The following is a 12,336-nucleotide window of genomic DNA, read 5'->3' as shown; positions in this document are numbered from 1 at the left end:
TGTAAGAGCCAGATCGAGTAGCCGAAGGCCCCCGCAGAGCTTGCTCTGCGGGGCCTTCGGCGTATCGAGATCCGTGCGGCCGAGAAACGACGGTGGCCGCTGCTCGACGTACGTCCAGGTGTGGCCCCTCAGCGGTTCCTCCAGACCGGGTCCCGCTTCTCGGTGAAGGCCTGGGCGCCCTCGCGGGCGTCCTCGCTGGTGAACACCGGCAGCATGATCGGCATCTGCCGCTCGAAGGCCTCGGCCATGGGCCAGTCGGGGGACTCGGCGAGGATCTGCTTGGTCGCGGTCATGGCCAACGGCCCGTTGCGGGTGAGTCGCAGGGCGAGGTCGCGGGCGCCCGTGAGGGCCTCGCCGGGCTCGGTGAGGTGGTTGACCAGTCCGAGCTCGTGGGCGCGGGAGGCGTCCAGCGGGTCGCCGGTCAGGGCCAGCTCGTTGGCGATGTTGGGCGGGATGCGCCGTGGGAGCCGGAGCAGGCCACCCGCGCCGGCGACCAGACCACGCTTGACCTCGGGGATGCCGAAACGGGCGTCGCGGGCTGCCACGACCATGTCGCAGGCGAGCACGATCTCGCAGCCGCCCGCCAGCGCCCAGCCCTCCACCGCCGCGATCAGCGGCTTGCGCGGCGGCCGCTCGCAGATGCCGGCCAGTCCGCGGCCGGGCACCGTGACGTCCTCGCCGGCGAGGAACGCCTTGAGGTCCATGCCGGCGCAGAACGTCCCGCCGGCTCCCGCGAGGATGCCGACCGAGAGGTCGTCGCGGGCGTCGAGCTCGTCGACGGCCTCGGCGATGCCGAGCGTGACGGACCGGTTGACCGCGTTGCGGGCGTCGGGACGGTTGATGGTGATCTGGCAGATGCCGTCGGCGATGTCGACGATGACGTCTTCGGGCATGGGTCCTCCACGGTGGGTCGGGTGTGGCCGACATCATGGCGCCTGGAGCGCTCCAGCGGCAGGTGCCGTCCCGCCCTCCGTCCCAAGTGGTCATCTCCGGAAGTTCTCCGGGTGTCCCGCACCCCGAGCACGCACCTCGCGGCGTTGCCGCCGCTCGCGAGACGACCCGGTATGGCTTCGCGGCTGCGCCTTGCGATGCACGCACTCGGCGTACGGGCCACCCCCGAACAACTTCCGGAGATGACCACTAGCGGCAGCCTCACGGCCGAGGCGGGTGACCCTGCTGCGACAATCGGAGGGTGACTGGAGACGCCGCACTGAGCACCGATGTCCTTGTCGTCGGCGCCGGCCCCGCGGGCTCGGCGGCTGCCACCTGGCTGGCCCGCGCAGGCGTCGACGTGATGCTGGCCGACGCGGCCGTCTTCCCCCGCGACAAGACCTGCGGCGACGGCCTCACGCCGCGGGCGATCCACGAGCTCGAGAAGCTGGGCCTGCGCGACTGGCTGCGCGCCCACACGGTCAACCAGGGCCTGCGTGCCCACGGATTCGGCCAGACGCTGCACCTGCCGTGGCCGGGCGGCCACCTCCCCGACTGGGGTAGCGCGGTGTCGCGGACGGAGCTCGACGACCACCTGCGCACCACGGCCCTCAAGGCCGGTGCGGTGGGCCTGGAGGATGCCCGCGCGGTCGACGTACGCATGTCCGGGGACCGGGTCGAGAAGGTCAGGTTTCGAGGCTCGCAAGCTCGCACCTCAACCACCGAGAACACGTTCGAGATCGCCTGCCGGCGCCTGATCGTCGCCGACGGCGTCCGCTCACCGCTGGGGAAGGTGCTGGGCCGCGAGTGGCACCGCGACACCGTCTATGGCGTCGCGGGACGCACCTATGTCACGTCAACGCGCGCCGACGACCCGTGGATCAGCTCCCACCTCGAGCTGCGCGGCGAGCAGGACGAGATCCTCTCCGGCTATGGCTGGATCTTCCCCCTCGGCAAGGAGAGCGGCGAGGTCAACCTGGGCGCCGGCACCCTCGCGACCGCCAAGCGTCCCGCCGACGTCGCGATCAAGCCGCTCATGGCGCTCTATGCCGACCGCCTCCGCGAGGAGTTCGGCCTCGGCACCGAGCTGCGGATGCCGACATCCGCGCTGCTGCCGATGGGCGGTGCGGTGTCGCACGTCGCCGGCCGCAACTGGGCCCTCATCGGTGACGCCGCCGGCTGCGTCAACCCGCTCAACGGCGAGGGCATCGACTACGGGCTCGAGACCGGCCGCGTCGTCGCTGAGCTGCTCGTCGGGACGCCGGACGCGGACCTGGCCGTCGTGTGGCCCGCCCTCCTGCGCGCGGAGTACGGCGAGGCGTTCTCCATCGCACGGCGCCTCGCCGGTCTCGTGACCGTCCCCCGGCTGCTGCCCGCGCTGGGCCCCGTCGGCATGCGCTCGGACCTGCTCATGACGCTGGCGCTGCGCTGGATGGGCAACCTGGTCACCGACGAGGACCGGGACCGGTCCGCCCGCATCTGGCGCTGGGCCGGCCGGCGCTCACTCGCCCGGGACGCCCGGCCGCCCTTCTCCTGACCCGGACTGCGCCCACCACTAGGGTGGAGGACGACGAACAGGAGACGGTGATGGGGCAGCGGGTGCAGCGACTGGCGGCGTACGCCGTCATCGTCCGCGGCGACCAGATCCTCCTGTCGCGACTCAGCGAGCGGGTGACCAAGCGCGAGCTGTGGTCGCTGCCCGGTGGCGGCGTCGACCACGGTGAGGACCCGATCGACGCGGTCATCCGCGAGATCCACGAGGAGACGGGACTCAGCGCGACGGTGGACGACACCGCCCACGTCCACTCCCTGCACGTCGCCGACTCGTGGCGGCGTGGCCGCAAGGTCGATGCGCACTCGGTCCGCATCGTCTACGAGGGCTGGGTGCCGGCCGACTCGCCGGAGCCACAGGTGGTCGAGATCGACGGCTCGACCGCCGAGGCTGCCTGGAAGCCGATCGCGGAGGTGCTGGACGGCACCGTGCCGACGGTGTCCCTCGTGACCGAGGCGCTGGCGTCCTACCGCATCCGGCAGCGTCAGCGCGCTGCCGCGTATGCCTATGTCGTCCGCGACGACGCGATCCTGCTGACCCGCACCTCGGACCTCGCGCCCGACCCCGGCACCTGGCACCTGCCCGGCGGCGGGATCGACCACGGCGAGTCGCCGGTCGACACGGTGCGACGCGAGCTGTGGGAGGAGTGCGGCCTGCAGGGCGAGGCCGCCGACCTGCTGGCGGTGCTCGACCACCACTTCACCGGCACGGCGCCCAACGGGCGCGCGGAGGACTTCCACGCGATCGGCATCGTCTATCGCGCTGACGTCGAGGCGGGCGAGCCGCGGGTCGTCGAGACCGGCGGCACGACCGACGCCGTCGCCTGGGTGCCGCTGGCCGACGTCGCCGCAGGCAAGCTCAAGGTCTACGGGTCGGTGCGCGCCGCGATCGAGCTCGCCGGCGATAACGTGGCTGGGTGACCACCCCCTCCGAGACCGTCTTCACCTACGCCGCGCCCGCCCTCAAGTTCGGCCGCGGCGCCGCCCACGAGGTCGGGTACGACGTCCGCGGCTGGGGTGCGCGCCGTGCGCTGGTCGTCACCGATCCCGGCGTGGCGGCCGCCGGGCACGCCGAGACCGTTGCCGCGAGCCTGCGCGGCCACGGCATCGAGGTCCTGGTCTATGACGGCACCCACGTCGAGCCGACGGACGTCTCGCTGGTCGAGGCGGTGGAGTTCGCGCGCTGGGAGGGACCCTTCGACGCGGTGGTGGCCGTCGGCGGCGGCTCGGCCATCGACACCGCCAAGGCGGTCGCGCTGCTCGTGACCAACCCGGGCGAGCTGATGGACTACGTCAACGCGCCGGTGGGCAAGGCGCGCGCGCCCGAGCAGCCGGTGCTGCCGCTGGTCGCCGTCCCGACGACGACCGGCACGGGCAGTGAGTCCACGACCATCTGCGTGATGGACGTGCTCTCGCTCAAGGTGAAGACCGGGATCAGCCACGCGGCGCTGCGTCCGCGGCTGGCGGTCGTCGACCCCGCACTGTCGGCGACCCAGCCCGCAGGCGTCACCGCAGCCGCGGGCATGGACATCCTCTGCCACGCCCTGGAGAGCTACACCGCCCGCTGGTTCGGGGAGTTCCCCGCGAAGACCGCGGAGCAGCGGGTGCCCTACTGCGGCTCCAACCCGATCGCGGACCTGTGGTCGGAGCGGGCCCTGGGTCTGCTCGCCGAGTCCTTCCGCGAGGCCGTGAACCGCGAGCCTGGGGACCCGGGCGGCGCCGAGGCGGCCGACCGGATGGCGCTGGCGGCGACCTTCGCCGGTCTCGGCTTCGGCAATGCCGGGGTCCACATCCCGCACGCCAACGCCTATCCGATCGCCGGGCGGGTGCGTGACTTCCGGCCCGCCGGCTATCCCCAGGACGAGGCGATGGTGCCGCACGGGATGGCGGTCTCGCTCACTGCGCCCGAGGCCTTCCGGTTCACCTTCGACGCCGCGCCCGAGCGGCACCTGCGGGCCGCCCGGCTGCTGGACCCTGCCGCGCAGGGGTCCGGAGGCGACGTACTCCCGGACGTGCTGGCGCGGCTCATGCAGGACATCGGCATCCCCAACGGTCTCGCTGCCGTGGGCTACGGCGCCGCGGACGTCGACGACCTGGTGGAGGGTGCACTGCAGCAGCAGCGGCTGCTGGCCACCGCACCCAAGGCGGTCACCGGCGACGACATCGCCGTGATCATGTCCGCCTCGCTCGAGCACTGGTGAGCGCTCAGCCGCGGACCCGCGCGGACACCGGCACCGATCACGGTGCCGGGACCCGCAGCGTCCTCATCTCCTCGACGATCCGGCCGACGTAGTAGGCCACTCCGGCGACGCTGGGGTGGGCTCCGTCGACGCCGATGTAGCGGTCCTGGTTGCCGTCGCCCTGGGGGCTGGCGATCGATCCGGTGCCGGTGAGCCACCGGTCGGTGTAGGGGTCGATGAAGCCGACCACGTTGGGGTGGCGACCGACCATGGCGGCGAGATTCGCGGTCAGCGCCCGGGCGCGGTCGTCCCAGACCTGCGCCTTGAGCACTCCCATCGGCTCGATCCCGACGAGCACGACCGGCAGGTCAGGGCGCAGGGCGGCGAGCTCGGTGAGGAAGGTGGTGACCGCCGCGCGGTGCCCCGCCACGGAGTAGTTCGCCGCTACGACGTCGTTCATCGATCCGCTGACGACCAGCAGGTCGATCGGCGCCTGGCTGATCGCGGCGAGCCGCCGGGGGGATCCGAAGACGCCGGACTGGTACGGGCCGAAGGCCTGGCTCGACGCGGCGTTGAGGAAGCCGGTCCCCGACTCGGAGAAGTTCCAGACCCCCCACCCGGTCAGGCTCCCGAGCGTGACCGCGGCGGACCGGCTCATGCACAGGGCCTCGGCGCAGGTCTCGAAGAAGGAGTCCGACAGGACGCCGACCGTGTGCTCTGGCGCCGCGGCGGTGACGACCACGTCGTCGGCGGCCGGCGCGTCGACGCCCACGAAGCTGCGCGGGCCGGCGAACCGCACGCCCACCGTGCGGCGGGCGGGGAGCTCGACCGTGATCCAGTTGAGGGCGTGACCGGTCTCCGTCGGGCTCTGGGTCGGGATCGGTGTGCCGGTGACCGGGCGACCGTCGATCCAGACCATCGCATCCATCGCCCGGGTGCCCTGGTAGGCGATCGCGAAGCGCCGGCCGGTCACCCGGAAGGAGACATCGGCGTTCTTCACCGACGGGTTGGTGCCGGGATACTCCGCGCCGTTGGCCGCCCGCGCCCAGTCGACCCCGAACATCGTGCTGGCGAGGGTGAACAGCGGCTGGGGGACCTGGGAGTGGGTGAAGGCGCCGGGCGCGTCCCACCGGGTGCGGGTCGTCGCCGACCAGGCCGGGCTGGTGAGCCCGATGCGCCAGGTCAGGTCGGCGGAGGTCCAGGGCTGGGTCGACAGGGGTGTCATCCGGCTGCCCAGGCTCACGCGGGCACTGGCCAGCACCGGGATCGGGAGCCCGGCGCTGGTGCGGTCGGTCGCGGCCACGCCGACGGTCTCCGCGTGCACGGCGACCGACAGCGTGGTCCCCGCGTCCTCGGGCCCGATGGTGTGGGTGGCCGCGGTCGAGCCGTCGATCGCGGTGCCGTCCCGCAGCCACTGGTAGCCCAGGGTGGTCGGCGCGGGGGACCATCCGGACACCTCGGCCCGCAGCAGCTCGCCCACGATGGCGCGGCCGACGATCTCGGGCGGCGTGGTGGTGAACGTGCCGGGGGAGACCGGCGTCCCCGGGCGGGAGTCGCGATAGGTCTGGCCCGAGCCGTCCTTGGGGAAGCCCACGGCCGTCACGGTGATCCGGCGGCCGAGGTCCGCCGCGGTCAGGCGGTACGACGCCCCGGTGACCCCCGTGGAGACGCCGTCCCGGTTCCAGCGGAAGCCGACGCCGGCCGGTGTCGGCGCCCAGGTGCCGGGCACGGCCTGCAGGGTGGCGCCGACGGTCGGGATGCCGGTCACGGTCGGATAGGGCGCGCTCGTGAACGGCGTCGTCGGACCGCCGACCACATAGACGCTCAGCGTGGGTGAGGTGGCCGCGGGCTGCTCGCCCGAGGTCGCCGCCGCCAGGCGGTAGTGGTGGTGGCCGCCGACGTCGAGCGGCGACCGGTCGAGCGGTACGACGACGTCGAACCCGCCGTCGCCGGTGGCTCTCAGCGGGAGGTTGGTCGGGCGCCACCCGGCCGCGCTGCCCGCCCAGACCTCCACGGAGAGCCCGGCGAGGTCGGGGTCGCTGGTGCGTCCCTGCAGCGTCAGCTCACCGCCGAGCTGGGGGATGGCGGTCAGCCGCGTCAGCGACAGCGTCGGCGCGGCGACGGCGGCGGGGGTGCTGCCGACCACCAGCCAGGCCGCAACGGCCAGCATCAAAGCGAGCAATGGCCTGAAAAGGACAGCCACCGTGCTACTCCAGTCCCCTCCCCCAAGGGTCCAGTGGATCCCGGGCACTCTAACGCGGGATCCCGGCCGGACTGCCCTGCTCGCCGGAAACTTTGCCCACGGGGGAGGTGGGGCGTGCGCCGCCGGAGAGGGGACCTCGCGGCGGGGCGGGGCTGGTGCCCGCCGTACGATCGAGGGGTGAATCCGCGTCACCGACGACTCATCATCCCGGCAGCCCTCGTGCTGCTGCTGGTCATCGTGGTCGTCGCGGCCGTCAAGTGAGGCACTGAATGGCGAGCCGGACGCTGCCGCTCGCCGACGGCCTCGACGCCGTCGGCGTAGCCCTGCTCGACGAGGCCACCCTGGTGCGGGCCGTCGGCTCGGGACGGCGTCGCACCGAGACGCCGCCGTGGCGGCGCGTCGAGCTGCGCTGGGTGGACCTCAAGGCCGGGCGGCACCTCCAGGTCACCCGCTATGACGCCACCCAGGCCCACACGGCCAACCACCTGCGGGGCGAGGCCGCTGCGCAGGCGGTCGCCGGGCTGCTCGCGGAGCCCTTCGGCAACTGGACCGTCGAGGCACGCGAGCGGCAGCTGACGCTGCGGGTCACCAAGAAGGGCGAGGCCGCCGTCCACGAGGCGCGCCGCGCCGCCGGAGAGGCGACATCGGGCGGCGGGGCCGACGGCCGGCCGGGTGGGCAGACGGGCGGCCACGACCGGGTGAAACAGCGACAGCTGCCGGAGGACGACCCGCTCTTCCGGACACTCGGGCTGGCCGATGAGCGCGGACGGATCAAGCCGAGCCGGATGGCGAAGTATCGCCAGGTCGAGGACTTCCTGCGCATCCTGGACCGCTCGGTGGCCGACGCCCTCGAGCGGGGTCACCTGCGCCGGCCGAGCGCCGAGGACCCGCTGCGTGTCGTCGATCTCGGGTGCGGCAACGGCTATCTCACCTTCGCCGCGCAGCGCTTCCTGGCCGATCGGCGCGAGCTGCCCGTCAGGGTGATCGGCGTCGACGTCAAGGAGCAGTCGCGCGACCACAACGCGGCTGTTGCAGCCGAGCTGGGTATCGACGCGTCGTTCGTCGCGGGCACGATCGGCGACGCGGTGCTTCCCCAGCCGCCGGACGTCGTGCTCGCGCTCCATGCCTGCGACACCGCCACCGACGACGCCCTGGCGCGAGCGGTCGACTGGCGGGCGCCGCTCGTGCTCGCCGCCCCCTGCTGCCACCACGACCTCGCGGCTCAGCTGCGCCGCGGGAGCGCCCCGGCGCCGTACTCCTCACTGGTCAAGGACGGCATCCTGCGAGAGCGGTTCGCCGACACCCTGACCGACACCGTGCGCGCCATGCTGATGCGCCGCGAGGGTTACCGGGTCGACGTGATGGAGTTCGTCGACAGCCAGCACACGCCCCGCAACACGCTGCTGCGTGCGGTGCGGACCGGCCACGTCCCCGACGCCTCCGTCGTCGGGGAGTACGACGAGCTGGTCGCCGCCTGGGGCGTGCGGCCGCGGCTCGGCGAGCTCCTGGCGGGCGGATGAGGCGGATGAGCGGACTCGAGCGGGTGCTGCTCGCCCTGCTGCCGACGGCGTTCGTGGTGGGCGTGCTGACACCGGGATCGGCCCTGGAACCGGCGGATTCGGAGGTGGCCTTCTCCTTCGCCGACGTCGACATCCGCGAGTCCAGCGGCCTGGTCGCCCGGTCCGGCCTGGTCGTGACCGTCAACGACTCCGGGGACTCCAGTCGCGTCTTCACCGTCGACCCCGCGACCGGCGAGACGGTCGGGACCAGCGAGTGGTCGGCGGACGCGGTCGACATCGAGGCGCTGGCCCCCGGCGCCGACGGCACGGACTCCGTGCTCGTCGGGGACATCGGCGACAACGCCGCGGCTCGTGAGGAGGTCGTCGTCTCGCAGGTCCCGTTCGCGCGGGGCGATCTCGACTTCGAGGCGACCCAGTGGCGCTTCGCCTACAGCGACGGCCCGCACGACGCCGAGACGCTGCTGGTCCACCCCGTCACCGGGCGGATCTACGTCGTGGCGAAGGAGTTCATCGGTCGGATCTATGAGGCGCCCGAGGAGCTCGACGCCTCGGGGGTCAACGAGCTGACGCCCCTCGAGGAGCCCGACGGCCGGGTCCTCGGAGTCGCGACGGACGGCACCTTCTTCCCCGACGGCCAGCACCTGCTGCTGCGCAACTACGGCCAGGCCGCCGTCTACACCTGGCCCGCGCTCGAGCGGCTCGGCACCTTCGACCTGCCGGCGCAGCCGCAGGGTGAGGGCATCGCCGTCAGCGAGTCCGGCGACATCCTCGTCAGCTCCGAGGGGGAGCACGCCGACGTCCTGCGGGTCGAGCTGCCGGCCGACGTGCAGGCCGCGATGGCCGCGGAGCCCGGCGAGCTGTCCTCGGAGTTCCCGGCGGACGACCCGTGCCCGGCCTCGGCGATGGCCTGCACCGTCGACGTCTCGTCGGACGACGAGCGCGGCTGGTGGCCGTGGGCACTCGGCGGCCTGGGCGGTCTCGTCGGTCTCCTCCTGGTGATCGTGCTGGTCCGCTCGCTGCGACGGCACTGACCGGGCTGACCGGGCTGACCGGCTGGGATCGCTGCCTCCGGTTACTGTCCGCGCATGCCCCGGCTGCGTCGTACGTCCGCCTCCCAGCCGGGCTGGACCCGGCGCCGGTCCGGTCGCGGCTTCGTCTACCTCGACACCGACGGGGTGCGGCTGTCGCCCGAGGACGCCGAGCGGTGCAAGGAGCTGGTCATCCCGCCGGCGTGGGAGGACGTGTGGATCTGTCCGCACCCCAACGGTCACCTGCAGGCGGTCGGCACCGACGACGCCGGGCGCCGGCAGTACCTCTACCACCCGGCGTGGGTCTCCCGCCGCAGCGACGAGAAGCACGCCCGCGTCATCGGTCTCGGCCGTCGCCTGCCGCGGCTGCGTGAGGAGGTGCTCGCCGACCTCGGAGAGGACGACCTCGGCACGCGCGCGACCTGCGCGCTCGCCGTGCGGATGATCGACCTGGGCTGCTTCCGGATCGGCAACGACATCTATGCCGAGGAGTACGGCTCGGTCGGGCTGACCACGCTGGAGCGCCAGCACGTGCGCCGCTCCGGCGAGGTGCTGGTGTTCGAATTCGTCGGCAAGTCCGGGGTCGAGCATCACGTCGAGATCGACGACCAGGTCGCCGTCACCGCGCTCGAGCGGCGCCGCCGGCGCCGCCGCACGGACGCACGGCTGCTCGACGTCGTCGGCGCGGACGTCAACGCCTACCTGCGCGAGGTCAGTGGTCTCGACGTCACGGCCAAGGACTTCCGCACCTGGCACGGCACCGTCCTGGCGGCCGTCGCGCTCGCCGGTGCGCCGCCCGCGCCGGAGGTCTCGAAGACGGCCCGCAAACGCACGGTGGCCGCGGCGATGCGCGAGGTCTCCGACTTCCTCGGCAACACGCCCGCTCTCGCGCGCTCGTCGTACGTCGACCCGCGGGTCGTGGACGCCTACGAGGAGGGGCGGACGATCCGGGCCGCCGTCCGCCGTACGTCCGCGGAGGCCGAGGACGACGCCCGTCGGGCCGCACTGGAGCGGGCGACGCTGCGGCTGGTCGGTGGACGCTGACCCCCGCAGGCGACACTTGCCTGCAGTAGTGCCGATAAGTACGCTCCCGACATGGCCGACACCCAAGGACGCGTGGCGCCACTGGCGCAGCCGTGGAGCGACGAGGACGCGACCGCGATCGGTCGCTGGGGACATCCCGAGGCGACCTATCCGCCGCTGCTGCTGACCCGCTGCCTGCAACGGATCCCGGCGCTGGCGGACCGGACGCGGGCGCTCGGGGAGTCCCTCTATCTGCACGGTCAGCTGAGCGCCCGACAGCGCACCATCGCGATCCTGCGCACCTGCGCCCAGATCCGCTGCGCCTACGAGTGGGGTGGCCAGGCCGCCTTCTGGGGACCGATCGCCGGACTCACGGAGGACGAGTGCGACGCCCTCGTCCTCACCGGGCCCGACGATCCCCGCTGGTCGCCCCAGGACTCCGCGCTGATCGCGGCCGTCGATGAGCTGGAGGCCACCGGCTCGCTCGGCGACGCCATCTGGGCCGCGCTCGACCTGACCGACGAGCAGCGGATGGAGCTACTCGTCGTCGCCGGGTGGTATCGGACGATCTGCACCCTCTGCAACGCCATGGCCCTGCCCAACGAGGACTGGATGCGGCCGTGGCCGGTCGCCGCCGCCACCGACGAAGGAATGCCCCGATGAACGACCTCTTCTCCCTTGCCGGTCGCACCGCCCTGGTGACGGGAGGCTCCCGCGGGATCGGCCTGGGCATCGCCACGGAGCTCGTCCGTGCCGGTGCGCGGGTGCTCGTCTGCTCCCGTCACGAGGACGAGCTCGCCGGCGCTGTCGACGTACTGTCGCGCGAGGGGGAGGCCGAGGGGATCGTCGCCGACCTCGCCGCGCTGGCCGGCGTCGAGGCACTCGCCGCCGCCGTCACCGAGCGCACCGAACGCCTCGACGTGCTCGTCAACAATGCCGGGGCCACCTGGGGCGCGTCGATCGACGACTTCCCGGAGGTCGGCTGGGACAAGGTCATGGACCTCAACGTGAAGTCCCTGCACTACCTGACGACGAGCCTGCTGCCATTGCTGCGCGCCGCCGCGACGCCCGAGCTGACTGCGCGCGTCATCAACATCGCCTCCATCGACGGCATCCACGCGCCGATGATGGACAACTCCTCCTACTCCGCCAGCAAGGCAGCGGTCATCCAGCTCACCCGCCACCACGCGCGGCGCCTCGCTCCCGAGCACATCCTCGTCAACGCGATCGCCCCCGGCCTCTTCGCCTCGAAGATGTCGGCCTTCATCGTCGAGACCCCAGAGGTCAACGAGCTCGCGATGGGCACCATCCCGCTCGGACGGATCGGGAGCCCCGAGGAGATCGGCGGTACGGCGGTGTGGCTGGCCTCGCGCGCCGGCGGCTACGTCACCGGCGCCACCATCGTCGTCGACGGCGGAAGCCTCGGCGCCGGTCGCTAGTCCCGCCGAGGTGCGGGGGTTTCTCGCACGAGGTGCGGGGGTTTATCCGCCTCGGCGGGACCTTGGTCCTGATTCGGCGGTCCGGTCGTCACCCGGTGCGGAGGGTCTCGTTGATCGAGGCAACCCCCACCGCACCGAAGACCGAAAGGCGGCGACCATGACCATCGAACTCACCTCGGCGCTCCTGGCCCTCACCGTCGCCGGGCTGTGCGCGCTGTGGCTCACCCGCAGCCGTCCCGCCGTCGAGCAGATCGGCGTGACCGCGCTCGCCGGCGCCGACGAGTGGCGCCTCGCCGCGCTCCGCCACTTCCAGGAGCACCGCGACCTGCAGCGCTCGGTGGTCGTCGCCCTCGCCACCCCCGGCGCCGTCTCCGGCATCGCCCGCTATGACCTCGCCGACGCGATCGGCCACGACGTCATCGAGCGGCCGCGGGTCGACCTCTTCGTCTGATCGACCCGCGT

11 protein-coding genes are annotated in these 12,336 nt (G+C 72.8%); 9 read left to right on the top strand and 2 right to left on the bottom strand.

Going from position 1 to position 12,336, the window contains the following annotated elements; all coding sequences use genetic code 11:
• Nucleotides 1–128: 128 nt before the first annotated feature.
• Entirely contained in the window at nt 129–893 is a 765-nt protein-coding gene (locus tag E9934_RS12650) for a crotonase/enoyl-CoA hydratase family protein (protein ID WP_136563238.1), read from the bottom strand.
• Nucleotides 894–1,192: 299 nt separating this feature from the next.
• On the opposite strand from E9934_RS12650, the gene E9934_RS12645 reads away from it, so the two are divergent.
• Genes E9934_RS12645 through E9934_RS12635 form a run of 3 tightly spaced genes read left to right on the top strand, consistent with a single transcriptional unit; the run spans nt 1,193 to nt 4,682 of the window.
• Nucleotides 1,193–2,467 (top strand): geranylgeranyl reductase family protein, encoded by a 1,275-nt coding sequence (locus E9934_RS12645; RefSeq protein WP_202977286.1) that lies wholly within the window; start codon nt 1,193–1,195, stop codon nt 2,465–2,467.
• 50 nt (nt 2,468–2,517) lie between these two features.
• Nucleotides 2,518–3,402, top strand: a complete 885-nt coding sequence (locus E9934_RS12640) for an NUDIX hydrolase (protein ID WP_136563237.1) — start codon at nt 2,518–2,520, stop codon at nt 3,400–3,402.
• On the top strand, nt 3,399–4,682 hold the full coding sequence (locus E9934_RS12635; RefSeq protein WP_136563236.1) for a hydroxyacid-oxoacid transhydrogenase: 1,284 nt from the start codon (nt 3,399–3,401) through the stop codon (nt 4,680–4,682). The genes E9934_RS12640 and E9934_RS12635 overlap by 4 nt, the downstream gene beginning before the upstream one ends.
• Before the next feature lie 37 nt (nt 4,683–4,719).
• On the opposite strand, the gene E9934_RS12630 is transcribed toward E9934_RS12635, so the two are convergent.
• Entirely contained in the window at nt 4,720–6,831 is a 2,112-nt protein-coding gene (locus tag E9934_RS12630; RefSeq protein WP_136563235.1) for a hypothetical protein, read from the bottom strand.
• Nucleotides 6,832–7,133: 302 nt separating this feature from the next.
• Between E9934_RS12630 and E9934_RS12625 the strand changes: the two genes are divergently transcribed.
• From E9934_RS12625 to E9934_RS12600, 6 genes are all read left to right on the top strand, one after another.
• Nucleotides 7,134–8,384 carry an SAM-dependent methyltransferase gene (locus tag E9934_RS12625; protein WP_136563234.1) on the top strand — a complete coding sequence of 417 codons (1,251 nt, stop codon included), beginning with the start codon at nt 7,134–7,136 and terminating at the stop codon, nt 8,382–8,384.
• Nucleotides 8,385–8,389: 5 nt separating this feature from the next.
• Nucleotides 8,390–9,415 carry a WD40 repeat domain-containing protein gene (locus E9934_RS12620; protein WP_136563233.1) on the top strand — a complete coding sequence of 342 codons (1,026 nt, stop codon included), beginning with the start codon at nt 8,390–8,392 and terminating at the stop codon, nt 9,413–9,415.
• A gap of 54 nt (nt 9,416–9,469) precedes the next feature.
• The gene (locus E9934_RS12615; protein WP_136563232.1) at nt 9,470–10,456 is read left to right on the top strand and encodes a DNA topoisomerase IB; all 987 of its coding nucleotides are present in this window, start codon (nt 9,470–9,472) and stop codon (nt 10,454–10,456) included.
• Nucleotides 10,457–10,507: 51 nt separating this feature from the next.
• Nucleotides 10,508–11,098, top strand: a complete 591-nt coding sequence (locus E9934_RS12610; RefSeq protein WP_136563231.1) for a carboxymuconolactone decarboxylase family protein — start codon at nt 10,508–10,510, stop codon at nt 11,096–11,098.
• A complete protein-coding gene (locus E9934_RS12605) occupies nt 11,095–11,874 on the top strand; it encodes an SDR family oxidoreductase (protein ID WP_136563230.1) in 780 nt (259 codons plus the stop codon). The genes E9934_RS12610 and E9934_RS12605 overlap by 4 nt, the downstream gene beginning before the upstream one ends.
• Nucleotides 11,875–12,031: 157 nt before the next feature.
• Complete coding sequence (locus E9934_RS12600; RefSeq protein ID WP_136563229.1) at nt 12,032–12,325, top strand: hypothetical protein; 294 nt, start codon at nt 12,032–12,034, stop codon at nt 12,323–12,325.
• The last annotated feature ends 11 nt before the right edge of the window (nt 12,326–12,336 follow it).

Origin of the sequence: Nocardioides caeni (assembly GCF_004912195.1) — a bacterium.
Classification (GTDB): domain Bacteria; phylum Actinomycetota; class Actinomycetes; order Propionibacteriales; family Nocardioidaceae; genus Nocardioides; species Nocardioides caeni.
This window is presented reverse-complemented; position numbering and strand designations above follow the sequence as displayed.